Source organism: Treponema primitia ZAS-1, from assembly GCF_000297095.1.
Lineage (GTDB): Bacteria > Spirochaetota > Spirochaetia > Treponematales > Breznakiellaceae > Termitinema > Termitinema primitia_A.
Window position 1 is genome coordinate 177,851 of the sequence record NZ_AEEA01000050.1, and the last position, 25,697, is coordinate 203,547.

The window sequence follows — 25,697 nt, forward strand, 5'->3', positions numbered from 1 at the left end:
TCAACAACCACTTGCCGCCCCGTACCGAGGGTTTTTAACAGCAGACGATCGTAATTTCTTCTTGGGGCAGCCATTTAATCCGTTCATCCCAGGCAGGTTTATTGGCTCGGCGATCAAAGATAACCAGATAACATTTTACCGGCAGGCCGTTATGGGAACTGAGGGGAGGAGAAAAACTGTCCCTATACCGCAGGGTTTGCCGTATGCCCTCTTCCATAAGGGCTTCAAAGGATTTTCCTTCCCGGAACAGTTTTACTTCAATAATATCCCATGCGCCGTGGTATTCTACTGCCAGATCCATACGCCCCCGGCCTGCGGCATATTCCCGCTCAATCCGTCCTGAACCATTTGTTATGCGCTGAAGAAAAGCCATAAGCAGCAGATGGGGGAAGGCCTCGGTATAATCAGCCTGTTGCTCCCATACTTCGGAATTGTTCCGCCAGAAAGACTGAAATTCCCGGAGCAGGGCGTTCATATCCAGGGTTCCATCGCTTTTTTGCCATTTCCAGGTGCTGGGGGGCGGCAAATTATCATGGTAGGGCGAGTCCAGAAAGCGGATCATCATCTCTTCGTAGATGGGATTAGAAATCACAAATCCTGTATCGGCGCCCCAATTAACCAAGCCTAAATCCATGGCTAGTTCCACATCCCGGTTGGTTCTGGTCATGGTAAGGTCTGTCTCGCCGATAAGAATTGTTTGTATCACCCGCCTGATCCGTGGGTCCCGCAGACGTTCCTCCAGGGCATCAAGGTGAGTTTCCCGGGCGTCTATCATCTGTTTACGGGCTTCCCGGATATGGTCAATGGTTACCGTCTCGACGCTTTCTGCATCCAGTACCCGCATAGTCGCTCTTTGCAACAGGGAATTAACGATCCAGGGCTGCCCCTTTGATTGTTCGTAGACATACTCCAGGGCTTCCGGGGTAATCTGCTGCCCTGTTTCCGCAGTCCTTTGGGCAAAAAGCCGCCCTATATCGTCTTTGTGAAAATTGGACAATGAAGCCGAATCTGATTTGATATTGAAGGGTGAACCAGGATTAGGCGGGATGCCGCCCTTGGAAGCGGTGATATAGTCTTTTAGGTCCCTCATCCCCACCAGAGCGATTGAGACAGGGAAGGTACCCACTCCTTTATCAGCAAAACCATCTCTCAGTTGACGGAGGAAGCTAATTAGGGTTGCATCGACCAGTACATCGGTTTCATCAAAAAGGACGATCAGGGGTTTGGGAGCAACCAATGCGGACCAGTTACGCAAAATTTCGTTTAACATGCTAGTGGGTTCTGAAGTTTTCAGTTCCGGAACCGGCAAGCCTGCGGAACCCGCCCATTGCTGAATAGCTTTACACAGACCCGGCATAGCCCTTTCCGGTTCGGAGATACCCTGGCAGCGCTCCACTGTTACATAGCAGGAAAGCGCCTCGTCCCCGGCGTTTATCTCCCGCATCCAGCTTTGCAAAAAAGTGGTTTTTCCCGTCTGCCGGGGTGCATGAAGCACCCAATACAGCTCATCCTCAATATACCGATGGAGTTGGGCGCCTACCAGGCGTTCTTCCGGGGGGAGCATATAGTGCATATCCGGGCGGCAGGGCCCGGTGGTATTAAAAAACCGGATTTTGCGTTTGCTCATCATTATGTAGTATATCCAAAATTGCGAAAAAGATTAAGAGGATACGAAACATGGGACTAGGAATAGCGTCCTTCCCTAAGCAGCCCGGTTTTCCAATGCCAGACCGGAACGGAAAGCTCCGATGAAAACGGGTTAGTCTGCTCAAAGTCCGGGAGCCAGCTATTGTCGGGAACCAGTTCCTGGCAGAAGCCGTCCTCAATGGCCAGGTCCGTGAGCCATTGGAGGAGCTGGTCGTACTCGTCCTGGTTCACATAGCGGCGGGGCATGTCCTGTATGCCGCCCACCGGGGTGTACTGGGTCATCAGGGAGAGGAGGGCGCGGCCCCGGCAGTGATCGGCAAACCATTGGAGGACCGCCTTGGTGGATTCGGCATAACCCGGGAGAACCAGGTGACGGATTATCACGCCGGAAACCAGTACCGGTCCCTTCCAGCGGAGTTCCCCGCGGTAGTCCAGCATCCGCAGTATGGCCTTTTCCGCAGCCGTCGGGTAATTGGGGGCCTTGAAGAAGCGGCCCGCCAGACCGGAGTCCAGGGTTTTCAGGTCTGGAAGATAAACATCGATCTGGTCTTTCAGGCTTTCCAGGGCGTTGAGACCTTCGTAGGCCGAGGAATTCCAGAGTAGGGGGATGCTGAGGCCCTGGGTGCGGGCGCCCCGGAGATAGGCGGCCAGGGCGGGGGCGCAGTGGCTGCCGGTAACCAGGTTTATATTTTCCGCTCCCCGGTCCTGGAGTGCCAGGCATATGGCGGTAAACTCCGGCTGATCCACCGTCCGGCCCATGCCGGCCTGGGAAATCTGAGCGTTCTGGCAAAAAACACAGCCTAAGGTACAGCCGGTAAGGAAGATTGTCCCCGAACCGCCCCTCCCGGTGATGGGCGGCTCCTCCCCGCGATGGATAGATGCAGCGGCGATACGAATATCTGCGGTCTCAGCGCAAAAGCCCCGTTTCCCCGCGCTGCGATCCGCCCCGCAGAGCCGGGGACAGAGGGTACAGCGGCCATAGACCGGCTCAGCCATGTGCAACCATTGTGACGTTTCGGGGTCTAAATGTTGACGAGTTAAATTTGAAAGAGTATAGTAACAATAATACCGTTATGGATTGAAGGGAGACGTTTTTTTTATGAACAGAGGATCCTCCGCCGCAGAAGTTATTATCGCGATTATCCCCATCGTAGGGATCATCATGGGGTCGGCGGTGGTGTTTTTTTATCTTCTCTGGAATCATAAACGTAAAATGCTGCTTATCAAAGCCGGCGAGAATCCCCGGACCGATTTTGATCTCCTTTCCTTCAGCTTGCTTGCAGGACTTCTCTTGGTATCCGTGGGAATAAGCTTAACCGTATTCCTCGCCATAGCCAAGGGGGCCGGTGACGGTCTTCTGGGTGGAATTATACCCCTTTCGATCGGCGTCGGCCTGTTAATTTTTTACGGGATACAACGGCGCGATAAAAACTCATGACCCTTGACGCCAACGATAAAAGCGTTGGCGAAGACCCCGGGGACGATCAGCTCATTGTCGATCAGATTGTCTCGGGCCGGAAAGAGTTGTTTCGTATCCTGGTACAGCGCCATGAGCAGGCGGTTTATGGGATGGGCTTAAGTTTTTTTCGGAATTCCGATGACGCCGCGGACTTTACCCAGGAAGTGTTTCTGAAAAGTTTCCGCAGCCTGGGCAGCTTCCAGGGACGGTCCCGGTTTTCAACATGGCTCTACCGCATTGCCTACAATACGGCGGTGAACAGTATACGGCGGCAGAAGGAGTACCGCAGCCTCGCCGGGGAAGCCGGACCGGATGACTATGATGGGTTAGACCGGAACTTCCAGCGGAGCTCCCCAACCCCGGAGCAGCTTTTGCTCCGAGCCGCTGCCGCAGAAGCGGTACGGGAAGCCCTGAAGGATCTGCCCGAGCGGTACCGGATCTGTGTGGATCTGTTTTTTTTCTACGACCGGTCCTATCAGGAGATTGAAGCTATTACCGGGTATCCGGTGAATACTATTAAGTCCCATGTATTCCGGGCAAAAAAACTGCTCCGGGAAAAGCTTGAGGGGATTGCGGAAGGAGGAATTGAATGAACTGCAACGATGTGATGGACAGGGTATACGAATTTGAGGGAAATTCTTCGCTACCGCTTTTTACCCGCCTACGCATATGGCTCCACACCCTCCGCTGCCCCCGCTGTGCCGAAAAAATAGAAAAACTAACGGCCGCCCGGAGTCTTATGAAGGAAAATTTCTTTCCCCCCGCCCCGGGGCTGGAAGATCGGATCATGCAGAGCATAGCCCTGGAAGAACTTGAGGAAGAGTATCCCGAAATAGCGGGGGTATCCTTCCGGAGCTGGGTAGTTACGGGCCTCGTCGTCCTGGTTTCCCTGTCCACATCCTTTCTTGGGATGGACTTTATCAAGGTGGCTGATAACTGGGGCTCATCGTTTCTGCTCCCCATAGGGATTACCGTAGGCGCCATCGTAAGCGCCTACGGGGCGCTCTTTATTGGCAGCCATCTGAAGGAACTGAGCGATAGGTTTAATCTACACTAATTTTCCGAACAGACCCGGTTCCGGCCGGTGTTTTTCGCGGTATAGAGGCGCTTGTCCGCTGCGGAGAGAAACTCCTGCACCGTGGCTTTATCGTCCGGGACTGCGGACACCGCACCGATGCTGATGGTTGCGGTGGTGATGGTCTTGCCGTCCGCTGTAGGGATACGGATAGCCTCTACCCCGGAGCGGATCTTCTCCGCAATAACCAGGGCGGCGCTAAGATCCGTATCCGGGAGGAGTATGCCGAATTCCTCCCCACCCAGCCGGGCCGCAAGGTCGGTGGTGCGCATGGCCGCGGCGCTGAATATTTTGGCTATGCTTTTTAACAGGACATCCCCCTGGGGATGTCCGTAGGTATCGTTATAGGTCTTGAATTTATCAACATCCATCATCAAGAAGGAGATAGGGTTCTTTTCCCGTGCCGCCCGCCGCCACTCCAGGGCTACACGGTCGTCAAAACAGCGCCGGTTGGGGACATTGGTGAGTCCGTCGATAAGCCCCAGCTGTTCGATGGTGCGGATCTGGTGGATTATCTGGATATGGGTTCGCACCCGAGCCAGGACGATGGGGTTTTTGAAGGGCTTGGTGATATAGTCTACCGCCCCCAGGAGGAAGCCCCTTTCCTCATCGGTTTCGTCACTAAGCCCGGTAATGACTATCACCGGGATCTTCATGGTTTCCGGGGTCTTTTTAAAGGTGGTCAATACATCAAAGCCATTGAGGTCGGGCATAACAATATCCAGAAGGATGAGGTCCGGCTGGTCTGCAATGGCCCGTTCCAGCCCTTCCTTGCCGGTTTTGGCGGTAAAGACCGTGTATTCCGTCGACAGAATCCTGTTTAGCACCATCAGATTCGACTTTTCGTCATCAATAACCAAAATACGGAATTCCTGAGCAGGCTCCATAGCACAACACCCCCTCAATATGAATTATATTATCCTAAGATTGCATTATTTACTCTCCTGGTCAAGATGACTCCAAAAAATACCAAAATATTGACACGGCTTCTTCTAAAAGGTAAACTGAATATCAAAACGAGTTTTCCCTCTTAAGGCGGTGTGATGAACGATGCGTTAAACCTTGATGACTATATCAGAAAAGTCCCGGATTTCCCCAAGAAAGGGGTGCTTTTCTACGATATAACCAGTATCCTCACGGAACCCAGGGCTTTTAGGTACTGCATCGAATCCATGGCGGAGATTTATCAGGGGAAGCGCATCGACGCTATAGCCGCCATCGAAGCCCGGGGTTTTGTGTTCGCCGCCCCCTTCGCCTTCCGCATGGGGATCCCCCTGTTTCTGATCCGGAAGAAGGGTAAACTGCCCGGAAAAACGCTTTCTAAAAAATATAGCCTGGAATACGCTGAAGCGGAAATCGAAATACACTGCGACGATGTGCCCCAGGGTAAACAGGTGCTCCTCATGGACGACCTTATTGCCACGGGGGGGACCCTAAACGCTGCCCGGAGCCTGATCACCGACTGCGGCGCCGTGGTTCCGGAGATCTTCGGGGTGGTGGGCCTGCCCTTCCTGCACTACGAAAAAGCCTTGGCGCCGACCCCCATTACAACATTGATCACCTACGATTCGGAATAGTTATCTTAGCCCCTAGGGGAATTGCCTTCCAATCGCAAACATCCTGTTTGCTCATTCCAGGCCGGCCTTCAGCCCTGACGGCGCCATCCATGGCGCCTTTTCCTCCCTTTGGTCGGCGGGCTGAAGGCTTCAATTCCCCTAGGGGAACTTATCGTAAATAAAAATTTTATCTTAGCCCCTAGGGGAATTGAACCCCTCTTTTAAGATTGAGAATCTCATGTCCTAACCGATAGACGAAGGGGCCTTTTGGAAGGTAGTTACGCTTTATATTTATGGGGAAAATTGGGGGTTTGTCAAGCCCGCGTAAATCCCGGTATGTGGTGCATTGGGAAGGGGAGTACCGAATCTATGCTGGACCGTCCCGTCAGGGCCATGACTAGGCGGTCCAGCCCTAGGGCTACCCCGGAACATTGGGGAAATCCGGAGGCTTCTCCGGACGTTGGGAGGAAGTGTTGCCAGTAGTCCCCGTCGATGCGGTGGGGTACCAGGGAGTCCCGGTTTTTCAGTGCGCCTTCCCGTTCAAAGTAGCGGCGTACTTGCTCGGGGTCCGTCTCCTCGGAATAACAGTTCGCTAGTTCTATTCCCCGTACATAGAGTTCCCAGCGCTCCACGGTTCTGTGGTCCGGGCTCTTTTGCGCCAGGCAGGGAACAAAGGCGGGGTAATCGGTTATGACCACGGCCTTGTCTTTGGGCAGGGCCGGTTCCACGGCGTGTATGAAAATCAGGTCGTAGAGGGCCGGCGTATCCAGTTCCGTCGGCGGGGTTAGGCCCAGTTTCCGGGCCTCGGTGGCCAGGGTTCCTTTTTCGGCGGCGTCGTAGAGGCTGAACCCGGCCCAGCGGCTAAAGGCTTCCTCCATGGTTATCCGCAGGAAAGGGGGGCGAAGGCAGGTCTGCCCGGCATAGCCGGTTTTTGCGGAATCCCCGAGCAGGCTTGCGAAAAGCTCCTCCGTGAGGGTGAGGCTGTCCAGGTAATCGGCGCCCATGGTGTAGTATTCCAGCATGGTAAATTCCGGACTGTGGAGATGTCCCGTAGATTCTCCGTTCCGGAAGCACTTGCAAATCTGATAGACGCTGGTCCGGTGCCGGGCGATGATCTTTTTCATCCAGATTTCCGGGGAGGGGATGAGCCAGTAGGGCTGCGTTTCCCGGGTTTTGCTGTTTGGCGGCGCCAGATAGGCGGTTTCAAAGACCTCCAGGCAGGTTTCGGGGATTAAGTCCGGGGCAAGGAGGGGAGTATCCAGTTCCAGGTAACCCCGTTTATCAAAAAAAGCCCGGACTTCCCGGAAAATCCGTGCCCGTTCCTGTAAAAGTTCAATGTCCATGGCTTATTGTAGCATAGGAGGGGCCCTGAGATTAGGGGGATGGAGTTTTTGGAAGAAAATATGTAAAGTTTCAAATATGATTGAAACTTTACTGTAATATAAATGAACATTCTAATATAATTGACATATTTATGAATGTATATTATAATTTCAAGTATGATGGAAACTTTATGGGACTATATACCCCGGAATCTCTATTTTGGGCGGGTTAAACCCTTCATCGGCTCCCACATAATCAAAATCTTGTCGGGGCAGCGGCGATCGGGGAAAAGCTATATTCTCTATCAGCTTATGGACGAGATACGGAAGGTCGATCCCAAGGCCAATATCATCTATATCAACACCGAATTTGCGGAGTTCCGGCAGGTAAAGACCGATGGGGAGCTCTATGATTTTGTTGCGTCCCGGTTGTCAACGGACCGGAAGAATTTTGTGTTCATAGATGAAATTCAGGATATAGCGGATTTTGAAAAGGCGGTGCGATCCCTCTATGCGGAGGAACGCTGCGACATTTATTGTGCCGGCAGCAATGCCCACCTTTTGTCCGGTGAGTTTGCCACCTATCTCGCCGGGCGCTACATCCAGTTTCAGATCCATCCCCTGGGGTATAGGGAATTCTTAAGTTTTTACGATCTTGAGAATTCCCCGGAGGCGCTGCGGAAATATTTCCGCATAGGGGGGATGCCCTTCCTCGCCTCCCTGCCCGCGGGGGAAGAGCATCTGGCGCGTGAGTATTTGAAAAATGTGTACGAGTCAATAGTACTGCGGGATGTGCTTATCCGGGAAAATATCCGCAATATCCGTTTTCTGGAAAACCTTGCGGAATATCTGGCGGATACTATTGGGAGCCTGTTTTCCGCGAACAACATCAGCAACTATTTAAAACATCAACAGGTTCAGATTCCGGTGCAAACGGTAATTAGTTACCTTGCGGCATTGGAGAAATCTTGCATCATCCATAAGGTTCCCCGCGCCAAGGTTGGGGGCCTGAAAATTTTTGAGATTGGCGAAAAATACTATTTTGAGGATCTTGGCCTGCGGAATGTCCTGGCAAAAAATCCCCCCGCCCTGGATATGGGGAGATTGCTGGAGAACGCAGTATATCTGTTTTTGATACAGCGGAATTTCACCGTGTATGTGGGAAAGGACGGCAATAAGGAAATAGACTTTATTGCCGAAAAAGACGGGGCTAAACTGTATGTGCAGGTAAGTCTGCGCATCGACAATGAAGAAGTCCGCCGGCGGGAGTTTGGAAACCTTGAGGGCATTCCGGACAACTTTCCAAAATATGTGGTGACCCTGGAAGACGAGCTGCCCGCGGTGACACCCACGGGGATCATCTGCATGGGGGTGAGGGAGTTTTTGATGCTGGAGCCATAGGGCGGCGCCGGAGGCCCATTGACGGCTTCTTTACGCCAGCCGTAACACCGCGTCCTTCCACTTATGTCCCCGGTCAAATTCGTTAAGGAACATCCCGAAACTGGCGCAGCCCGGGGAGAGTACCACCACATCTCCCGCCGCCGCTGTTTCCAGGGCGGAGTGTACCGCCCCGTCCACCGAATCCCAGGGACCCCGGTAGGGAATGGCCGCCTGGTCCAGAAGGCGCCGCAGTTTTTCGCTGCCCGTTCCTGCCAGCAGTATTACTGCCTTAGCGTTGGCTGCCGCTTTTACCAGGCAGCTGAAGTCCAGGTTCTTGTCCGTACCGCCGCTTACTAATATTACCGGCTGGTCAAAGGCTTCCACCGCAGCGGCGGCGGCTTCGGGGATGGTGGCGGCAGTATCGTTGTAGAAACGGATACCCCGGCTTTCGTGGAAAAACTCCAGCCGGTGCTCTATGCCGGGGAAACTTCCCAGGCTTTCCCGGATGAAGTCCGCCGGCAAACCCAGGTCCAGCAGGGCGAGACCCGCGGCGAGGAGGTTTTTCTTTTGGTGGGAACCGGGAACTAAAAGTTTCGCCGGGACTAACTCGATAATTTCCCCGGAAGCCGGCTGCGCGGGAAGCTTCGCTGCAAGTTGCGCCAGGCCTCTTCCGCCGGGGCTTTCCACCCAGCCCCCGGCTGTCCCTTCCGGCAGGGGCTTTTCCCCGTAAACCATAGGCCGGCCCGGAGTTTCGGCGAGGAAGCTTTGTCCCCAGCGGTCATCGGCGGCGATGGTGGCATCCGTTTTGTCCTGACCCTGGTAGATGACCCGTTTATCCGCCACATAGGCTTCCATAGTACCGTAGCGGTCCAGGTGGTCCGGCATGATGGCGGTAAGTACGGCTGCCCGGGGCTTGAGGAGTGCGATGGGGTTTGCTCCGGCTGAACCGGGATGCAGCCGGCCTTTGAGGTCCCCAAGCTGCCAACTGGATAGTTCCAGGACCACATCGTCATCCGCGGTGAGGGTATCCAGAAAGGTGAGGGGCGAAACAGTGATGTTACCACCCAGATACGCCTTGCCGGGAAGCAAGCAGCGCTTCCGGGCCTGGTCCAGAACCCAGTGGATGGCCGATGAGGTACTGGATTTGCCCTTGGAACCGGTAACGGCGATGAGGCGGGCAGGGGAAGCGGCCAGGAACAGGGAGATATCCGTCTCGATGTGCGCAGATCCCCGATCCGCGGATCTTTGGTCCGATGCCGCCCGGAGGTAGGGGGAATCGGGGGGGACCCCGGGGTTTTTAATTATCATATCGGCGTTTTCAAAATCTTCTATATTGTGATGCCCCAAAACATAGCGGGCGGAGATGCCGGCGGCTTTGAGTTTTTCTATCGATGGGGTCAAAATTTTTTCGTCCCGCAAATCCGTTACGGTAAGCTTCGCTCCATGGGATGCCAGATACCGGGCGGATTCCAGACCGCCTCCGTGGAGGCCTAAACCCATTATCAGGACATTCATCCCCGTATATTCCACCGGAAACTCCTTTTCCTTGACCATTGCCCCCAGAGGGACTTCATAGTATAGTATCCCACATGGCGCCCCTTGAAATAGACACTCCGCGGCCTATTTTGGACGAATTCGGCAAACCGGTGAATTTCGGTTGGGCCCGATCTCCTGTTTTTAAATATGATAAAGATTTGCTTGGCCCTCCCTACGGGCGCATCACCGAATCGGAACGGTATATCATCTTTTCCCCTACCCATCTGCTGGTTTTTGAGATCCTGGACCATGGCTGGCTGGGACATATCAGCATATCCGTGGTATCCCTAAAGGATAAAAAACGATCCACCCAGCCTTTTATTATCCCCTTCCCCCTGGGGGGGTTTGATCTGCCGCAGGACAGTGAAACCGGTTCTGCCCGGATCCAGCGAAAAAAGTTTGTTATTGATTTTTCCGCCATGGAAGGGGGCAGCCGGATTATCAAGGTTGATATCCCCCGGTTTGGGCATCACCGGAGTTTGCGGGGAGTGGTGGTACTGACTCCGCCCCCGGAGGCCCAGTCTATCCTTACCTGTTCTCCCTGGCGGGGGGAAAAAAAGGCCTTCCGGTATTCCCGGCGCTCCCCCTGGTATGTAGCCGAAGGGGTGATGCAGTTCAGCAGTACGGAGATGGTATTTATCAAGGATAAAGCCTGGGGCATCTTCGACTGGAACCGCGGGTTCAGACCCCGTGCGGATACCCGTATATGGGCCTCTGCCTGCGGCTTAAACGAAGGCCGGCAGTTGGGCTTTAACGTTGGGTATAGTACCGCCGATTCCGGAGCGGGGACGGAAAATGCCTTTTTTCTGGATGGAAAGATGCATAAGTTGGACCAAGTGACCTTTCATATCCCCCCTTCGGACTGGCTTGAGCCCTGGCATTTCACCAGTAACGATGATCGCCTTGAAATGAGCTTTAAACCCCACCAGGAACGGTCCGATCGGAGTACCATGCTTCTTCATTCCCTCCGGCGCCGTCAGGTTTGCGGGTATTTTTCCGGGAAAGTGGTCCTTGATGATGGTTCAAAGCTTGAATTTCATGATATTACCGGCTTTGCGGAACGCCGGAGGACCCGTTTTTAAAGTTTCTTTCGTTTTTAAGTATTATTTGACAAATCCCATCGGCATGCTATACTCAAAGTAGGTTAGGAGGCTCATATGATTACTTTCATTTTATCAATTATCGCATTGATATTGGGGTATCTGGTTTATGGCAAGATAACTGAGAAAATTTTTGGCATCAAGGCTGACCGAAAAACACCGGCCGTAGCGATTGCCGATGGGGTCGACTTTGTAGGGATGGACTGGAAAAAGGTGCTCCTTATCCAGTTCCTCAACATCGCCGGTACCGGGCCGATTTTCGGCGCTATTGCGGGCGCCATGTTTGGTCCGGCAGCTTTCATGTGGATTGTGTTCGGCTGTATTTTTGCCGGCGCGGTGCACGACTTTACCGTTGGTATGCTGTCCGTCCGCAATGATGGGGCTTCTATTTCTGAAATTGTCGGTAAGTACCTGGGTAAAACACCGCGGTATATTATGCGCGTGTTTTCGGTGGTGTTGTTGATTTTTGTGGGCGCGGTATTCGTAACCACCCCCGCGCAGGTTATCAATACCCTGGTGAGAATGAAAGACCCGAATGCGAATGTCTATACCCTCTGTTTGGTGATCATCATTACGTATTATGTCCTGGCGACTATCCTGCCCATCGACAAGCTTATCGGTAGGATTTACCCGATTTTCGGGGCCGCGCTCATCATCATGGGTGTGGGCATCGTCGTTATGCTGTTCATTAGGGGAGAGATGACGCAGGTACCGGAGTTTGCGTTTCAAAACCTGAACCCCGCCCGTGCGCAGGGTGCGATCATGTCCCACGTATTCCCGTTCCTGTTTATTTCGATTGCCTGCGGAGCGATTTCCGGCTTCCATGCCACGCAGTCTCCGCTTATGGCGCGCTGTCTCAGAAACGAGAAGGAAGGCAGAAAGGTTTTCTACGGCGCCATGATACTTGAAGGCATCATCGCCATGATTTGGGCTGCCGCTGCTATGGGGCACTGGAACGGTATTGCCGGTCTTGCGGGCGCCATGAAAGACCTTGGCGGCGCCGCCGGTATCGTTACCAAATCGTCCACCGACCTCATGGGTTGGGTTGGGGGCGCGCTCGCCGTGCTGGGTGTGGTTGCCTGCCCGATTACCTCTGGGGATACGGCGTTCCGCAGTGCGCGGCTCACCATTGCTGATTCCCTGAAGTATGACCAAAAGCCGCTTAAGAACCGCTTCGTCATTGCTATTCCGTTGTTCGTTGTTGGTATTGCCCTCGTGTTATTTGCTATCAAGAGCGCGGCGAACTTCAATACTCTCTGGCGCTATTTCTCGTGGTCAAACCAGACCCTGGCAACGATTGCGTTGTGGGCGGTGTCTGCGTACCTTGCCAAGACCGGCAAGATCTACTGGCTGACGCTCATTCCGGCAACGTTCATGACCGCGGTGGTGACAAGCTACTTCTTTGCGGCGAATGAGTGTCTCGGACCGGCGCTTACCAAAGCGCTTGGCAGCTCAGACGCCACGTATACCGTGAGCCTTATTATTGGGCTTGCCCTTGCCATCGTGTTGTTTGCCCTGTTTATCCCCCTTATCGCGGTTAAACAGAAGAACAGTATCAAGGACTAAAAACCAGAGGCCGTCCCCGCAAAGGGCGGCCTTTGTCTCTTATCCGTACCCTTCCTTTTTTGCCGGTTTTTTGGTATCCTCTGGAGTATTATGGCAGACACCCGGTATATTCGTAACTTTTGTATTATCGCCCATATTGATCACGGTAAATCCACCCTGGCGGATAGGCTCATCCAAAAAGCCCATCTGGTGGAGGATCGGGATTTTCAGGATCAGATCCTGGACAACATGGATATTGAGCGGGAACGGGGGATCACCATAAAAAGCCAGGCGGTAACGATTCCCTATACCGCTAAGGATGGCCGGGAGTACGAGCTTAATCTGGTAGATACCCCCGGACATGTGGACTTTACCTACGAAGTATCCCGGGCTATTAACTCCTGCGAGGGGGCCCTGCTGCTGGTGGATGCCACCCAGGGCGTACAGGCCCAGACCTTGTCCAATATGTATCTGGCCCTGGAGCACAGCTTAGAGATACTGCCGGTGATCAACAAGATCGACATGATTGCTGCGGATATACCGGGTACAAAAAAACAGATAGAACACGACCTGGGGCTCAGCGCCGAAGACGCGCTCCTGGTTTCCGCCCGGCAGGGAACCGGTGTGGATGAACTTTTCGAGGCCATCGTGGAGCGGGTCCCCGCCCCAAGCGGTGACCCCACAGCGCCGCTGCGCGCCCTTATCTTTGACTGCCACTACGATCCCTACCGCGGGGTAGTGGTCCACCTGCGCCTCTTTGACGGAACCCTTAAGCGGGGCATGAAGATTCGGTTTATGTACAACAATTCCGAGTATGAGGTGGAAAACCTGGGGGTCTTCAAGATCGCCCTGGTGGAACAGGAGGAGTTAAGCGCCGGGGCGGTGGGTTATATTATCGCCGGGGTAAAGACCGTAAGCGATGTTCGGGTAGGGGACACCGTAACCGGCGCGGAGCATCCCTGCGCAGGGCCGCTCCCGGGTTTCCGGGAAGTAAAGCCCGTGGTCTTTTCTTCGATATATCCCGTGGACTCCAACGACTACGAAGAACTCAAAACCAGCCTGGAAAAGCTCAAGCTCAACGACGCTTCGCTTATCTACGAAAAGGATTCCTCCGCTGCCCTGGGTTTCGGTTTCCGCTGCGGCTTCCTGGGGCTCCTCCACCTGGAGGTGATCCAGGAACGGCTGGAACGGGAATTCGACCAGTCGGTTATCTTTACTGCGCCTTCGGTAAAGTACCGGGTCCGTATCCGCGGCAGTATTGGCCACCCCGGAGAGGAGCTTATGGTGGATAACCCCACGGAATACCCCGACGAGGGCCGCATTGAAGGGACGGAGGAACCCTACATACGGGCCGCCATTATCACCCCCACATCCTACCTGGGAAACATCATGACCCTCTGTATGGAGAAGCGGGGCGTACAAACCAACATGACCTACCTGGACGAAAAGCGGGTAGAGATGGTTTACGACATGCCCCTTTCGGAGGTGCTCTTTGATTTCTACGACCGCCTTAAGAGCATCAGCCGGGGCTACGCCTCCTTCGATTACGATATCACCGATTACAAGCCCACAGAATTAGTGAAGCTGGACATACTGCTCAACGGCAAAGGGGTGGACGCCCTGTCTCAACTGGTCTTTAAGGGCAACGCCTACGATAGGGCAAAGGTGGTCTGCGAACGGCTCCGGGACGAAATAACCCGGCAGCAGTTCAAGATAGCCATCCAGGGTTCCATCGGCAGCCAGATCATCGCCCGGGAAACGGTGAACGCCCTGCGCAAGGACGTATTGGCAAAATGCTACGGCGGGGACATTTCCCGCAAACGGAAACTGTTGGAGAAGCAGAAGGAAGGGAAGAAGCGCATGAAGATGGTGGGGGATGTAGAACTGCCCCAGAGCGCCTTTCTGGCGGTGCTGAAGACCAAGGACGCGTAGGAACCCGTATGACGAAAAGCCGTTATTATTGAATACGGCTATTGAAAACAGGTAAAAATAGTATATAATAAGTGTATGAATTTTAACAGTATTCCCGAAAGATATCTGGACGATATTAAGAAAGCCACAAACTTACTCAAGAATGAAGGATGTAAGTCCGTCTTTCTTTTTGGTTCCATGGTTACCGGGAAAATTCATGAAAATTCTGATATAGATATTGGGATTAAAGGGCTTCCCCCGGAATTTTTTTTTAAGGCATATTCAAAATTATATATGAATTTGAGCAATGAAATAGATCTGGTCGATTTTGATATGGACAATGAATTCTATAATCTCTTGGAAAGACTGGGCGAGGTAGTTGAAATTGAATAATGTACTTAAAGAAAAAATAGAGCACGAGATTTCTCGTATTAATAAATTATTTGACAAGACAAAACCATTAGTGGATTTATGTAAAATCAAGGAACCGGATTACATTGAGGCATCCGCAGCAGCGCTGTTTTTGCATTCTCTATATAATGGGATTGAAAGTATTATTTTACTTATATTAAAAAATATTGGAGAGCCTATTCCGAATGATTTTCAATGGCATAAGACATTATTTGAAAAGACATACGAACAGAATGCTAAGAGAACAAAAATATTCACTAATGATTATAAAGAACAATTGGAAGAGTATTTGTCATTTAGACATTTTATAAGGCATTCTTATGGTTCGGAAATTGAATGGAGCCGATTAAAGCCATTAATAAACTATTCCGAAGAATTATGGAAGAAAGTAAAAGATGATTTTGAACAGTTTATAAAAAACAATTAAACGGCAAAGGGGTAGACGCCCTGTCCCAACTGGTCTTTAAGGGCAACGCCTACGATAGGGCCAAGGTGGTCTGCGAACGGCTCCGGGACGAAATAACCCGCCAGCAGTTCAGGATAGCTGAAGACCAAGGACGCGTAGGAACCCGGTAATCACGTCTTGATTTGTGGGTGGGGTTTCCGGAATTTTGCTAGCGGTTCTTGGCGGCCCGTTTCCGCTTAGGTTTTCCAATCAGTTTTTCCTTGAGCTGTTCCAGGGACTCGCACTGGTCTATAAGTGCAAGGAATTGTTCCTTCTCTTCCGCCTTAATTTTGGCTTCCAATCTAGGGATGGCACCCAGTTCCGTAAAAAGTCTGTCAATAGTTGCGTCGCCTTGCATACCTAGTACCTCCTTGACCTGTCGTTCGTTGGCTAGAGCCAGCATGTATAGAAAAGCGTCTTTTGGGGCTCCCTCTGGCGTTTTTTTGGTCGCATCTATGATGCCCCTTGTGCTGCTTATGCTCAAGCCGGGCCCCACACCGGTTAGCCATCTGGCTTCCGTCTTAGGCAGCTTTTTCTGGTTGATAATCTGCATGGGCATTAGCCTGCCTTCAATTAGTGTAATCCCCGGCCATTTTTCCGTCAACGTATACTGATACACTTCCCGCAGATGTTTCTTCAACTCCCGGGGTTCCTGGGATGTCACAAAGCTGATAGTTACATCCTGGATATTGCCGCTTTCCGGCGGAGTACAATACAGGTAGACATAAGCCATCACCTTGTTAAAAGCCGCCACCATCAGAGAATCCTCCGGACCTTTAAATTCGACCAGGTTCCGGCCTCTGAATATGGAGGCAATTTTTTTGTCTATGACCACGTTCCGCTTTTTCTTGATGATGACCATATCGATCCTGAGCGGTTCCCGGGTAAGCTGGTGTTCAATGGTGAACTCCAGAACATCCCGATAGTCTATCAGCTCCAGCCGGATCGCATCGTAGAAAGCCGTGTGCCACGTAATTCGTTCTCGTTTTTTCCTCATCACGGGCTCTCCCCCTTTGGGAGCCCTAATGCGCTATTCCCGGGATTTTGCTTTAGTGAGCCGCGAAAAACTTCAGAAATATGCTGCTGCCGGTGTCTATACCCCCCCCTACCCGTAGTGTTGTTCCTTGGAATGGTACGCTAAAATAGGGGTACTTTTTGGCGTGTCTATAACGAATAGCGAGTTTTTACCATTTTTTTATGAAATATGGACAATTGCTGGGTAATGTATTAAACTGAAAGGAGACTGTCTGCGTAATAATTCATCCTTTGCTTTTCCGGTTTGTCGTTACCATCATAGTCAAAAAATATACGGCGTATGTCGTGATTAGAATGTTTCTTAGGAGTATAGCATGTTGAAAAAGAGCTTAAAGTTCCTGGCCGCGGGCATTATGGCCGCAGCCCTGGTTACCGCCTGTTCGGCAATCTTTGACGCCGATGAAGACCCGGTGGAATATGACGCCCAGGGGCGGAGGTTGGTTACAGTTTCTGTTGCCCTTCCGGGTGACGATGCCGTGGCTAGAGCGGTAACCAAGGATGTAGCAGCGGCTAACATTGATTTCTATGAGGTGGTGTTTCGGCAAGTAAGTGGTACACTTCCAGCTGGTCTATTCACTGCTACCAATGTTTACTATTCTGCAACCGGCTACAAGGGCGCAGGTAAGGAGCTTATCCTCAAAATAGCGCCTGGTAATTATTATGCCGTTCTATTTGCCGGGAAGAAATTGGATGGGGACAACGCGGTACTTCTAGCCACCGATATTTCAAAAGTTGCCGGTAGCGCTCTAACTGGCCAAAGTGTTCCTGCTTATAAAATAGACAGTGACGGAAAAACTTATGCACTAGACAATACCGGAGCAGCAATCGTAGCAGCCGGGTCTCCAATTAGTTTTACTTTAAAAGAACTTGAGTTAGGGGCCTTTACCGTATTGTCGGGTACCACCACAAAACTTTCTTTTACCGGTTCCGGTGTAGGTTATACTCAGAAAACAATAGCCGGCTCACCTGCGTATCCTTATTGGAGTTTTGACCTCGGGGATGGGTTAATAACTGCTGCTGCTAAGTTTATTACTACAACAGCTAATGTATTTCCAGCATATACGTATAATGCTGGTACGGGTACCGCAGGAGCCTATCCAGCCATAGGAGCAGTTACGTCCGGTGATATTGTGGTTGATAGTGTTGGAACAACGGTTAAGGATGCCTCAGGCAATGAGTTCGATGGGATTCCCCTTGCACTGATCGGGCCTACTTTTAGCAGCACTGCTAGTCCTGTAGCTGGTGGTGATTTGGAGTTTTCATTTGTTGTGCCAGAATCCCCCGGGGTTACAAAACTTGGTTTTGATGTATCGGTATTAGCCTACACAAGTACAAGTGCAACGGACGTTGGTTATAGAAACGCTGACAGCACGGTAAAAGCTATTACCTGGCATGTCAGGAATGGTCTTGATAACCTTAAACTTGATACAGGCGCTAAAACGGCGGATAACAGTGGTGCTGGTATTTTGATAGCCGCTGGGGTTACTGCGGCAACGTTGGTATCAGTTCACGTTGGGTCCAGTTTTTAAGGATTATTCTTTTCAAGGAATCGTATGAATCGTTTAAAACGGTTTATCATCCTATTAATTGGCGTCGCAGGGCTTTCTTCCTGCGGCGCTGTTTCTACGGGATTTCTATACCCCGATGAACCAGGGTTTTTAAAGGCGGAACCTTCCCGCATTATATACAGTATTCAAAGTAATTTTATTAAAGAACGGGACCTTACCGTATTTTTGTACAAAACGGATGGCGGTCTTTCCATGGTTCCCATTGAGGACGTGACTACCAAAATAAGAGGAATGGCGCTGGATTTTTACAGCTTTGGGGAGGAAGATCCCGGAACCTGGGAGATTGGCGTAAGTTACGCGGACCTGGAACCTACGGAGTATACGATAACCGTATTAAACGCCAAAGAAGAAGCGTATTATAATAATGATGGTCCCGGTACCGGTATTGGAATCATCATCACCGGTCCTTAGAGCATTGGGATTGTGAAACAAATCATCTGCGCATTCATCCTGTTTTTCTCTTCCGCCCTGGTTTTTTCCCAGACCAGGATAGGCGCCGCGGTGTTTATTGATATTGCCGGCGGGACTGCGGAGGAGCAGCGTTTCTTTGATCAGAACCTGCGGATGGAAGTTATCGCCGCGGGGTATACCATAACTGAGGATATACTCGAAGCGGATTATGCCCTAATCTGTTCCATCAATACTACTGCAAGAAGCCCCGGCCGCGTATTGGAGCTTACCCTTTTTGATGTGGAGGACGAAATTGATATTGTCTCCACCGAGTTACCCTTTGCCGTAAAAGAAGATACCTATGAAACGCTCCAGCCGGTTCTGCGGTCCGTGTTTGCCAGCGCGCCCTTAAAAGAGGTAAGCACGGAACTCCAAATAGTACAGGTGGAAAAAATCCGGAGCCTTCAGAACCGTTTAATGCGGACCCCCCCTGACGCATGGAAACACCGGTGGATATTTCTGAATGCCAGGGCCGGTATTTCATCCCGTTTTTATACGGCCATTGATGACTCTATGCCCAGCACGTCCGGCATCACCTACGATATAGGGGTTGAGCCGGAGTTTCATGTTCTCACTTTTCTTGCGCTCCAACTGGGCTTGAACCTTGCCCTGGACCGGGCGGAATATCAACGTTCCCCGGGTAACCCCACATCTATTGTGTATTCCACCTCTATTCTGAGTGTTCCGTTTACGGTTAAATATATTTTTGATCTGTCCGATAGTTTTACCCTGGGACCCTATGTCGGGGGATATGCGACTTTCCCCCTTTTAGGGGCATCCACGCCGCCGCCGGTTGGCATCCTTGCGGGGCTGGACTTTGGGGTAAAGACGGGGGTAGGAGTTTTATTGTTCGATCTCCGCTATTCCGCGGACCTGGGAAATACCGTTGTTTCTGAGAGTACCATTCCCCTTTCCTATAACCGGATGTTTATTACCCTCTCCGCTGGATACCGGTTTGGTTTTTTAAAGCGTTCACGAGAAAAGACTTAAGAACCGCCGGTTTTCTGCCGATACTGTGTAAGGAAAATCCTGTATGAAACGAAACGCCGGCTTTTTGTTCCTCCTCTTGATTTTTACCGCCCTGGCGGGGATCCAGCGCGGGGCAGCCCAGGTTCACCGGTCTTCCCTGGAACAGGGGATCAGCCTCTACCGGGCGGGACAATGGTCCGAAGCGGTGCCGGTACTGCGCCGGTCCCAGATGGAAGCGGCCAATCGCGGGCAGCTCGCGGAGTCTTTGTACTGGCTGTCCCTGGCGGAATTTTCCCTGGGCGAATATGCCGCCACACTCCGGGACATAAACGAGTTGCAGCGCATTGCCCCGGCGGGGCTGCGGATAGATACTGTTTTATACTACAAGGGCCGCGCCCTCTACTATTTGAACCGCTATGATGAAGCCCTGGGTATGTTCAGGGTCTATAATGATTATATAAACCGCTCTAAGCGTAATACCCCCGCGGTGGTGTCTCAAAAATCGATACTTGCCTATTGGATGGGGGAATGCCTTTACGCCCTGGGGCAGCAGGATCTGGCGGCGGTGCAGTTTGCCCGGGTGGTCAATGCCCGTCCCCGGAGCGAAAAGAACGAGGCCGCCGCCTACCGTTTGGCTATAATCCGGCAGAACAAAATTCAGGGTGAAATCCTGGACATGCTGAACTGGAGCTACGCCGAATACCTCCGAATCGTAGAGGAATACCAGCAGCGGGAAAAGGCCTATGACGAAACCATCAACGCCTACCGGAAACAGGTTGACGGGATGCTCGCCCAAACCGCCGCTAAACCGATACCGGCGCCGATACCGGAACCGGAAACCGAAAGGGCCAGGTACGAACGGCTCCTGGCGGAGTCGGAAGCGCAGAAACAAGCCCTGGAGATCAAGCTGCGGGAAGTGGAAAGTACCATCTACCTGGACCCAGGCCCGGACCCTAATATTCAACGTATCCGCGAGTTAAAGGCCTCGGCGGAGAAGCTTCGCAGCGAATTCTGATGCGGTAATTGCTGCTTTTATTGGTTTTTTATTTCCCCTATGCTATAATTATACGGTGAGAATCAAAAAAGAATCCGTTGGTTCTATGGGTGGCTTTATGAAAAATACACTCAAACCGCAAATATGTTTTTTAATATGTGTTATCCTCCTGGTTTTAAGCCCCTGCTTGTATGCCCAAAATGCCGCTGAAATTGATATAATCCTCGAAACTCCGGAGGTAAATCTCTCCCAGGCGACCCGTTTTGTGCTGACCGCGTCGGAGGCCCTTCCCGAAATGGTTGATCCCCGGTCCGGTGAGTCCGCTGCCTTTGCTGCTGCCCTGGCAAATGGCTGGCTTCCCAAGGGGGCATCGGCGGATAGGCCTATCAAACTGGGGGAACTATCCTTCCTTATCATGAAAGCCTTCAATATGAAAGGGAATCTTTTGTATGCCCTTTTCCCGGGGCCCCGCTACAGTTACCGGGAATTGCAGTACCAGCGGATCCTTCCGGAACCCGGCGATCCCCGAATGCGGGTAAATGGAGTGCAGTTCCTGCAGATAGTGGAGCGGGTACTCCATTCCCTTGAAATCGGCGGGAAAACGGCCTATGAAGCGGAGACCGAGCGGATTAGGACGGAAACAAGGGCGGAGGGGCGGGCTTTAAACCGAAGGGTGGAGATTACCCTTTTAAATCAGGATTGAGGGAACGGTTTGTGTAAAAAAATTGGGTTTCTGTATCTGATAATGCTCCTCCCGTTTTCTGTGGCCTTTGCCGCAGACTTTGGGGTGGTATTCGGCGGGACGCCGGGATACGATTCCACCACGGACCCGGGCTTTGTGCTTACCGGGAACGTACACCCCTGGGTTTCGGCGATTTTGAGTCCCACCGTAAATCTTTATGTGTCCGCCGCCTTGAGTTTGAGCTATGAACATGAGGACCCGCAGCCCTTCCTGCCGGAACTGGACCGCACGGAACTGGTCTGGCAGCCCGCTCCCGCCGCGCTCGTGCAGTTTGGGCGGCAGCGTTTTTGGGACAGCGCCGGTCTTATCGCTACGGGGCTTTTTGACGGGGCCCGTGTTTCCCGGGGCTATGAGAAGGCCCGTTTTTCCCTGGGGGCTTTCTATACCGGATTGCTGTACAAGGAAACGGTGGAGATCCTCATGACCGGTCCGGACCGATCCGACTATACTGAAAAATTCAGCTATGACGATCCTGCAAACTATTTTGCTTCCCGCCGGGTGGTAGTTCCCCTGTCGGTGGAGTTTCCCGATCTGACCCTCCGGTCTTCCCTGAACCTGAATGTGATAGGTCAATTTGATGTGAATACCCGGGATGGGGAAGGGAATACCCTCCACAGCCAATATCTTGAGATCCACTATTTAGCGGAACCCTGGGAACCGCTGCACATTAGTATTGCTGCGGCAACGGGGCTGGCGGAGGATCCGGATCTGCGGCTGGGCTTGGCCGCCTCTGCGGGGGCGGATTGGGAGCTTCCCACGGCAGTACCGGACTCCCTTTCCTTGCAGTTCCGCTGGTCGAGCGGAAGGGTTAACGATACCATGGGAGCTTTTTCCCCCATAAACAGCATCAGCCCGGGGGAAATATTCACCCCCCGTTTCTCGGCCCTGATGTATGGCAAGACAGCCTATACGGTGCGGCCCCATAAAACCCTGAGCGCTACGGCGGGGGCGGGTTATTTTATCAGGACCGATACGGAGACCCTGGGGGACCCGGAGTTTGATCCGAACACCGGTGCAGATTCCCGGCGGCTTCTGGGCGGGGAAATGTACGGTTTCCTGGTTTGGGCGCCCGATGCGGTAATCAGAATAACGGCGCTTGCGGGCGCCTTCTTTCCGGGATGGGGAGACGTCTTTGTTTCCGGCGCAGCTATCAGGTGGAAGACTTCTTTGGGGCTGATGGTTTCGTTTTGAAGTATGAAAGAATATGATACGGGGTATAGTATGAAACGATATGTGGCGTTCTGTTTGTTTGTCTGTGGCTTACAGGTTTTACCGGCCCAGACTCTGGCGGTGATACTGGACGTGAGCGGAAATGTAGAAATTAAGGCGCCCGGGGCGGAATGGGTTCCCGCGGTGGTTGGGCAGCAGCTGGAAAATACCGCGATGATTTCCACGACCTTTAAAAGTACCGCCCGGATATCCCTGGGGAATTCGGTGTTAACCGTACGCCCCTTAACCCGGGTAACCCTGGAAGAACTGCGGGAAGATACGGGGAATGAACGGGCCGCCCTGCACCTGCAAACCGGACGGATACGGGCGGATGTAACTCCCCCCTCGGGAGGCAAAACCGATTTTACCGTGCGCAGCCCTATAGCCACCGCATCGGTGCGGGGAACCTCCTTTGAGTTTGACGGAAGACGGCTTGCGGTAGCCGAAGGGCGGGTACGCCTTTCCGGCCGGGACCGTACCGGGGTGTATGTAAGCGCCGGGCATGAGGTTATTACGAACACGGCCACCGGGAGAACCCCCATTGCCGCGGAAGCAGCCCAGGAAGTATTATCGCCGGCTTTACCGGCGGGAATAGACCGCGCAGCTTCTCCCTCCGCGGTGAATGTGCCGGCAGCGCCGGAGTTTGATGTGGGGACCATATGGCAGTAATCATGAAGGGAGCTTGGAAATACTTGGGATTGTTTTTTGGGGCTTTCCTCGTACTAAGCTCCTGTGATTATATTCTGGGGCCGGATGTACCGGTGGGGGAAGAAAATCTCACGGTTACCGTGGGCGGAGGCTTTAGCCGGGCGCTTTCCTCCGATGTTACCGGTACGTTCTGGTACACCTTTACTTTTACCGGACCGGACCAATTAATTACGAAAGAGCTTGAGCCGGGGGTGGAATCCTTCAGGGTGTCCGCAAGCCTGGGCGAATGGACCATCAACGCCGAAGCCTATATGGATGCTGAAAAAACTATCCATGTGGGAACCGGGAGTATAGTATCCTATAGGGTTATTGCGGGCTTAAATTCGGTGAAGGTCCCCATGACGGAGACCGAAGAATATACCGCCAAGGTTATAACCGGGTTTAGCCTTGGGATTCCCGGGGAGCTGGTGGTTATAAGTGAAGATACCCACAGTATTACGGTCACGGTACCCTTCGGTACCGATATTACCGGCCTTAATCCGGTGGTAACCCATACCGGATTAGGGTACGCCCCGGCGGGTAATCGGGACTTTACCAATCCGGTTACCTACACGGTCAGTTCGGCGGATGGTTTAAGCCGGGAATACAGGGTAACCGTTGCTTTTACTGCCGCGGATTTTGTGGCGATGAAATGGCTGACCGGGACGATTACGCCGGCGATTACGAACAGTTCCGGTCTTACCCTGGAAACTGGCTTGAAGGTAAGAGCTTTCAGCGATCCTGCCTATAATAATCCGATTATTACCGATCCGCCCACGGTTACGGTAAGCGGTGGCAGCTGGGCTCTGAAAGTTCCGGTTAGCGTAACCGATGTCTATTTCAAGCTGGAGCAAAACTTGATCGGTTGGGTTTACAGCGGTGCGGCAACAGCATCGGGTATCTCCACCCCCATCCCGGATGAAGGACAAACCGGGATAGGTCTTACCATGACCATTCCTGCCCCGGTGGCGCATCGGGCAGTAGGAAACGGTTTTTATTATTCCACCCTTCAGGATGCGATAAATGATTCTTCCAATACCGCATCCGTAACTAACCCGGATACTATAACACTGCTTAATACTATATTTATTGGCGGAACGCCCGTGCCTCCGAACGTGAGCGAACCGCCGCTAATAATCCCTGCCGGGAAACATGTAAAACTTATTCACAACGGATCGCCGCTAAGTATAACGCGAAACGCAGACAGTCTACCTAGTCTTATTACGGTGGAAGACGGCGGATCGCTGGAAGTGGGGGACACCGGTGATACTGTAACTGCATACATTACCATTGACGGTAATAGAAGTAACTATATTGCGAATGCAGCTCTGATTACCGTAAACGGAATATTCAAGATGAGCGGTGGTGACATCACTGGGAATGCTGGTCCTTGGGACGGCGGCGGGGTGTTTGTTGATTATGGAGGCAGCTTTGAAATGAGCGGCGGTACCATCACTGGGAATACTGCCGGCGCCGGCGGTGGGGTGTATGTTAACGGCGGCAACTTTGCGATGAGCGGCGGTACCATCACTGGGAATACTACCGACCAGGGTGGGGGGGTATTTGTAGTACAAGGTACGTTTACTATGTCGGGTACAGCGGTAGTTGATGCCGCTGCCGGTAATGAAGTATTTCTTATGAACGGTAATAGGATCGCCATCAGCGGAAATTTGACCGCCAATCCTGCGGCGAAGATTATCTATGCAACAGCAGCAACACCGCCTTCGTTTGGAACACAGCTTCTCGACGGGAGTTCAGGGGATATTGCGGCTAATTATGCAAAGTTCCTGTACAACACGGATCCTCCGGGCAGGATAGATAATTTAGGGAAATATTGCAGCGGTTATAGCCTTGGTACTCCATCGCCTGATTTAAAATCATACTTTGGTATCCTAACATCCGGCACGGCTGGTGTAACGGAGGTATTTAATGCTCTGCACTCCCTTATTGCCGCGCCACAGGGAGGCGATAATTTTGCCTCAATTATACAGTTAGGCGACTATATCGACCTGCCTTCATTGACCATTGATAGCACTCCGATATCCGACATGCCGGTAACCGGCGGCCAACTTCTGCGGCTTATTGTGGTAGGTATCAATTCATTCAAGGCCAATGGTTTGTATACCGGAGTCCCGAACGCCCCCAACCATGTGGTGTTCCAGTTCCAGAATATGCCGGTTACGCACCGGATGCATAGTTCCAATGTCAACACAATGGGGTATGAGGATAGCGAAATGCGTACCTACCTTACCAATTCCTTCCTTCCTGGTCTGAAAACCGCCATTGGTCTTACCGATGATACAATACTCTGGGCGCCCACGCGCTACGCGGCAAATAAAGGAAGCGGTGCGGATGGTACGCAGACGATTATGGATAAGCTCTGGCTCCCCACCGAAAGGGAGATGTTTGGCAGCAACACGTATTCATCAACAGTGTATGAAACTGCAGCGAATCAGGCGCGGCTTGAATACTACGTAGATAATACGAAGCGTGCAAAATACGACAGCACCAATACTGTCTCCTGGTACTGGTTAGCTTCCCCCCATCGTGGGGCTGTCTTCGATTTCTGTGTTAGCTCCAACCCTATTGGTGCCAACGTCCACTATGCGGGTACAGTGGGTGGCTGCGCCCCCGCTTTCTGTGTGCAGTAGTCCCC

Annotated in this window: 25 protein-coding genes and 1 tRNA gene; 19 read left to right on the forward strand and 7 right to left on the reverse strand. The window is 52.3% G+C overall.

Annotated features, from left to right (window positions below):
• Positions 1 to 34 precede the first annotated feature (34 nt).
• Both TPRIMZ1_RS0109020 and TPRIMZ1_RS0109025 read right to left on the reverse strand, forming a co-directional pair.
• A complete protein-coding gene (locus TPRIMZ1_RS0109020) occupies positions 35 to 1,630 on the reverse strand; it encodes a hypothetical protein (protein ID WP_010258059.1) in 1,596 nt (531 codons plus the stop codon).
• Positions 1,631 to 1,683: 53 nt separating this feature from the next.
• Positions 1,684 to 2,643: a radical SAM protein gene (locus TPRIMZ1_RS0109025; protein ID WP_010258062.1), complete on the reverse strand. Its 960-nt coding sequence runs from the start codon at positions 2,641 to 2,643 to the stop codon at positions 1,684 to 1,686.
• Positions 2,644 to 2,746: 103 nt separating this feature from the next.
• Here TPRIMZ1_RS0109025 and TPRIMZ1_RS0109030 point away from each other — a divergent pair, with 103 nt between their 5' ends.
• From TPRIMZ1_RS0109030 to TPRIMZ1_RS0109040, 3 genes are read left to right on the forward strand one after another with little or no spacing between them, the layout of a single operon-like run.
• A complete protein-coding gene (locus TPRIMZ1_RS0109030; protein WP_010258065.1) occupies positions 2,747 to 3,085 on the forward strand; it encodes a DUF6249 domain-containing protein in 339 nt (112 codons plus the stop codon).
• Positions 3,082 to 3,699, forward strand: a complete 618-nt coding sequence (locus TPRIMZ1_RS0109035; protein ID WP_010258068.1) for an RNA polymerase sigma factor — start codon at positions 3,082 to 3,084, stop codon at positions 3,697 to 3,699. The genes TPRIMZ1_RS0109030 and TPRIMZ1_RS0109035 overlap by 4 nt, the downstream gene beginning before the upstream one ends.
• The gene (locus TPRIMZ1_RS0109040; protein WP_010258071.1) at positions 3,696 to 4,163 is read left to right on the forward strand and encodes a peptidoglycan-binding protein; all 468 of its coding nucleotides are present in this window, start codon (positions 3,696 to 3,698) and stop codon (positions 4,161 to 4,163) included. The genes TPRIMZ1_RS0109035 and TPRIMZ1_RS0109040 overlap by 4 nt, the downstream gene beginning before the upstream one ends.
• Here the strand turns inward: TPRIMZ1_RS0109040 and TPRIMZ1_RS0109045 are convergent.
• Positions 4,160 to 5,068, reverse strand: a complete 909-nt coding sequence (locus TPRIMZ1_RS0109045; RefSeq protein WP_010258074.1) for a diguanylate cyclase domain-containing protein — start codon at positions 5,066 to 5,068, stop codon at positions 4,160 to 4,162. The genes TPRIMZ1_RS0109040 and TPRIMZ1_RS0109045 overlap by 4 nt on opposite strands.
• Positions 5,069 to 5,224: 156 nt before the next feature.
• On the opposite strand from TPRIMZ1_RS0109045, the gene TPRIMZ1_RS0109050 reads away from it, so the two are divergent.
• Complete coding sequence (locus TPRIMZ1_RS0109050; RefSeq protein ID WP_010258077.1) at positions 5,225 to 5,758, forward strand: adenine phosphoribosyltransferase; 534 nt, start codon at positions 5,225 to 5,227, stop codon at positions 5,756 to 5,758.
• A gap of 172 nt (positions 5,759 to 5,930) precedes the next feature.
• On the opposite strand, the gene TPRIMZ1_RS0109055 is transcribed toward TPRIMZ1_RS0109050, so the two are convergent.
• A tRNA-Glu gene (locus TPRIMZ1_RS0109055) sits at positions 5,931 to 6,002 on the reverse strand.
• A 49-nt stretch (positions 6,003 to 6,051) separates the two neighbouring features.
• The gene (locus TPRIMZ1_RS0109060; protein WP_010258080.1) at positions 6,052 to 7,080 is read right to left on the reverse strand and encodes an EF-P lysine aminoacylase GenX; all 1,029 of its coding nucleotides are present in this window, start codon (positions 7,078 to 7,080) and stop codon (positions 6,052 to 6,054) included.
• A 156-nt stretch (positions 7,081 to 7,236) separates the two neighbouring features.
• On the opposite strand from TPRIMZ1_RS0109060, the gene TPRIMZ1_RS0109065 reads away from it, so the two are divergent.
• On the forward strand, positions 7,237 to 8,460 hold the full coding sequence (locus tag TPRIMZ1_RS0109065; protein ID WP_010258084.1) for an ATP-binding protein: 1,224 nt from the start codon (positions 7,237 to 7,239) through the stop codon (positions 8,458 to 8,460).
• Between the two features lie 30 nt (positions 8,461 to 8,490).
• Here the strand turns inward: TPRIMZ1_RS0109065 and murD are convergent, their stop codons facing one another.
• Positions 8,491 to 9,993, reverse strand: a complete 1,503-nt coding sequence (gene murD / locus TPRIMZ1_RS0109070) for a UDP-N-acetylmuramoyl-L-alanine--D-glutamate ligase (RefSeq protein WP_010258087.1) — start codon at positions 9,991 to 9,993, stop codon at positions 8,491 to 8,493.
• A 35-nt stretch (positions 9,994 to 10,028) separates the two neighbouring features.
• Between murD and TPRIMZ1_RS0109075 the strand changes: the two genes are divergently transcribed.
• The 6 genes from TPRIMZ1_RS0109075 (at position 10,029) to TPRIMZ1_RS20050 (ending at position 15,518) form a co-directional block, all read left to right on the forward strand.
• Positions 10,029 to 11,057, forward strand: coding sequence for a DUF2804 domain-containing protein (locus TPRIMZ1_RS0109075; RefSeq protein WP_010258089.1), 1,029 nt, complete (start codon positions 10,029 to 10,031; stop codon positions 11,055 to 11,057).
• Positions 11,058 to 11,132: 75 nt separating this feature from the next.
• A complete protein-coding gene (locus TPRIMZ1_RS0109080; protein WP_010258092.1) occupies positions 11,133 to 12,641 on the forward strand; it encodes a carbon starvation protein A in 1,509 nt (502 codons plus the stop codon).
• Between the two features lie 90 nt (positions 12,642 to 12,731).
• Positions 12,732 to 14,552 carry a translation elongation factor 4 gene (gene lepA / locus TPRIMZ1_RS0109085; RefSeq protein ID WP_010258094.1) on the forward strand — a complete coding sequence of 607 codons (1,821 nt, stop codon included), beginning with the start codon at positions 12,732 to 12,734 and terminating at the stop codon, positions 14,550 to 14,552.
• Positions 14,553 to 14,627: 75 nt separating this feature from the next.
• Entirely contained in the window at positions 14,628 to 14,924 is a 297-nt protein-coding gene (locus TPRIMZ1_RS0109090) for a nucleotidyltransferase family protein (RefSeq protein ID WP_010258097.1), read from the forward strand.
• A complete protein-coding gene (locus tag TPRIMZ1_RS0109095; RefSeq protein ID WP_010258099.1) occupies positions 14,917 to 15,369 on the forward strand; it encodes a hypothetical protein in 453 nt (150 codons plus the stop codon). The genes TPRIMZ1_RS0109090 and TPRIMZ1_RS0109095 overlap by 8 nt, the downstream gene beginning before the upstream one ends.
• Before the next feature lie 29 nt (positions 15,370 to 15,398).
• Entirely contained in the window at positions 15,399 to 15,518 is a 120-nt protein-coding gene (locus TPRIMZ1_RS20050; RefSeq protein WP_232616788.1) for a hypothetical protein, read from the forward strand.
• A gap of 38 nt (positions 15,519 to 15,556) precedes the next feature.
• Here TPRIMZ1_RS20050 and TPRIMZ1_RS19740 read toward each other — a convergent pair whose 3' ends face one another.
• A complete protein-coding gene (locus TPRIMZ1_RS19740) occupies positions 15,557 to 16,384 on the reverse strand; it encodes a hypothetical protein (RefSeq protein ID WP_010258101.1) in 828 nt (275 codons plus the stop codon).
• A gap of 352 nt (positions 16,385 to 16,736) precedes the next feature.
• Between TPRIMZ1_RS19740 and TPRIMZ1_RS0109110 the strand changes: the two genes are divergently transcribed.
• The 8 genes from TPRIMZ1_RS0109110 to TPRIMZ1_RS0109145 all read left to right on the forward strand — a co-directional run bounded on the left by TPRIMZ1_RS0109110 (position 16,737) and on the right by TPRIMZ1_RS0109145 (position 25,692).
• Positions 16,737 to 17,951, forward strand: coding sequence for a hypothetical protein (locus TPRIMZ1_RS0109110; RefSeq protein WP_010258102.1), 1,215 nt, complete (start codon positions 16,737 to 16,739; stop codon positions 17,949 to 17,951).
• A gap of 24 nt (positions 17,952 to 17,975) precedes the next feature.
• A complete protein-coding gene (locus TPRIMZ1_RS0109115; RefSeq protein WP_010258105.1) occupies positions 17,976 to 18,401 on the forward strand; it encodes a hypothetical protein in 426 nt (141 codons plus the stop codon).
• 12 nt (positions 18,402 to 18,413) lie between these two features.
• Positions 18,414 to 19,430: a hypothetical protein gene (locus TPRIMZ1_RS0109120; protein ID WP_010258107.1), complete on the forward strand. Its 1,017-nt coding sequence runs from the start codon at positions 18,414 to 18,416 to the stop codon at positions 19,428 to 19,430.
• A gap of 43 nt (positions 19,431 to 19,473) precedes the next feature.
• Positions 19,474 to 20,424 carry a tetratricopeptide repeat protein gene (locus TPRIMZ1_RS0109125; protein WP_010258109.1) on the forward strand — a complete coding sequence of 317 codons (951 nt, stop codon included), beginning with the start codon at positions 19,474 to 19,476 and terminating at the stop codon, positions 20,422 to 20,424.
• A 97-nt stretch (positions 20,425 to 20,521) separates the two neighbouring features.
• A complete protein-coding gene (locus TPRIMZ1_RS18730) occupies positions 20,522 to 21,106 on the forward strand; it encodes a hypothetical protein (RefSeq protein WP_010258111.1) in 585 nt (194 codons plus the stop codon).
• A 9-nt stretch (positions 21,107 to 21,115) separates the two neighbouring features.
• On the forward strand, positions 21,116 to 22,336 hold the full coding sequence (locus TPRIMZ1_RS0109135; protein ID WP_010258112.1) for a hypothetical protein: 1,221 nt from the start codon (positions 21,116 to 21,118) through the stop codon (positions 22,334 to 22,336).
• Between the two features lie 30 nt (positions 22,337 to 22,366).
• The gene (locus TPRIMZ1_RS0109140) at positions 22,367 to 23,023 is read left to right on the forward strand and encodes a FecR family protein (protein WP_038078338.1); all 657 of its coding nucleotides are present in this window, start codon (positions 22,367 to 22,369) and stop codon (positions 23,021 to 23,023) included.
• Positions 23,014 to 25,692, forward strand: a complete 2,679-nt coding sequence (locus TPRIMZ1_RS0109145) for a DUF6273 domain-containing protein (protein ID WP_010258116.1) — start codon at positions 23,014 to 23,016, stop codon at positions 25,690 to 25,692. Before TPRIMZ1_RS0109140 ends, TPRIMZ1_RS0109145 begins: the two co-directional genes overlap by 10 nt.
• Positions 25,693 to 25,697: the final 5 nt, after the last annotated feature.

What these genes read in the sequence shown, in the direction of transcription:
- TPRIMZ1_RS0109020 (WP_010258059.1), bottom strand. Translation starts at nt 1,630, where the DNA reads ATGATGAGCAAACGCAAAATCCGGTTTTTTAATACCACCGGGCCCTGC.
- TPRIMZ1_RS0109025 (WP_010258062.1), bottom strand. Translation starts at nt 2,643, where the DNA reads ATGGCTGAGCCGGTCTATGGCCGCTGTACCCTCTGTCCCCGGCTCTGC.
- TPRIMZ1_RS0109030 (WP_010258065.1), top strand. Translation starts at nt 2,747, where the DNA reads ATGAACAGAGGATCCTCCGCCGCAGAAGTTATTATCGCGATTATCCCC.
- TPRIMZ1_RS0109035 (WP_010258068.1), top strand. Translation starts at nt 3,082, where the DNA reads ATGACCCTTGACGCCAACGATAAAAGCGTTGGCGAAGACCCCGGGGAC.
- TPRIMZ1_RS0109040 (WP_010258071.1), top strand. Translation starts at nt 3,696, where the DNA reads ATGAACTGCAACGATGTGATGGACAGGGTATACGAATTTGAGGGAAAT.
- TPRIMZ1_RS0109045 (WP_010258074.1), bottom strand. Translation starts at nt 5,068, where the DNA reads ATGGAGCCTGCTCAGGAATTCCGTATTTTGGTTATTGATGACGAAAAG.
- TPRIMZ1_RS0109050 (WP_010258077.1), top strand. Translation starts at nt 5,225, where the DNA reads ATGAACGATGCGTTAAACCTTGATGACTATATCAGAAAAGTCCCGGAT.
- TPRIMZ1_RS0109060 (WP_010258080.1), bottom strand. Translation starts at nt 7,080, where the DNA reads ATGGACATTGAACTTTTACAGGAACGGGCACGGATTTTCCGGGAAGTC.
- TPRIMZ1_RS0109065 (WP_010258084.1), top strand. Translation starts at nt 7,237, where the DNA reads ATGATGGAAACTTTATGGGACTATATACCCCGGAATCTCTATTTTGGG.
- murD (WP_010258087.1), bottom strand. Translation starts at nt 9,993, where the DNA reads ATGGTCAAGGAAAAGGAGTTTCCGGTGGAATATACGGGGATGAATGTC.
- TPRIMZ1_RS0109075 (WP_010258089.1), top strand. Translation starts at nt 10,029, where the DNA reads ATGGCGCCCCTTGAAATAGACACTCCGCGGCCTATTTTGGACGAATTC.
- TPRIMZ1_RS0109080 (WP_010258092.1), top strand. Translation starts at nt 11,133, where the DNA reads ATGATTACTTTCATTTTATCAATTATCGCATTGATATTGGGGTATCTG.
- lepA (WP_010258094.1), top strand. Translation starts at nt 12,732, where the DNA reads ATGGCAGACACCCGGTATATTCGTAACTTTTGTATTATCGCCCATATT.
- TPRIMZ1_RS0109090 (WP_010258097.1), top strand. Translation starts at nt 14,628, where the DNA reads ATGAATTTTAACAGTATTCCCGAAAGATATCTGGACGATATTAAGAAA.
- TPRIMZ1_RS19740 (WP_010258101.1), bottom strand. Translation starts at nt 16,384, where the DNA reads ATGAGGAAAAAACGAGAACGAATTACGTGGCACACGGCTTTCTACGAT.
- TPRIMZ1_RS0109110 (WP_010258102.1), top strand. Translation starts at nt 16,737, where the DNA reads ATGTTGAAAAAGAGCTTAAAGTTCCTGGCCGCGGGCATTATGGCCGCA.
- TPRIMZ1_RS0109115 (WP_010258105.1), top strand. Translation starts at nt 17,976, where the DNA reads ATGAATCGTTTAAAACGGTTTATCATCCTATTAATTGGCGTCGCAGGG.
- TPRIMZ1_RS0109125 (WP_010258109.1), top strand. Translation starts at nt 19,474, where the DNA reads ATGAAACGAAACGCCGGCTTTTTGTTCCTCCTCTTGATTTTTACCGCC.
- TPRIMZ1_RS18730 (WP_010258111.1), top strand. Translation starts at nt 20,522, where the DNA reads ATGAAAAATACACTCAAACCGCAAATATGTTTTTTAATATGTGTTATC.
- TPRIMZ1_RS0109140 (WP_038078338.1), top strand. Translation starts at nt 22,367, where the DNA reads ATGAAACGATATGTGGCGTTCTGTTTGTTTGTCTGTGGCTTACAGGTT.
- TPRIMZ1_RS0109145 (WP_010258116.1), top strand. Translation starts at nt 23,014, where the DNA reads ATGGCAGTAATCATGAAGGGAGCTTGGAAATACTTGGGATTGTTTTTT.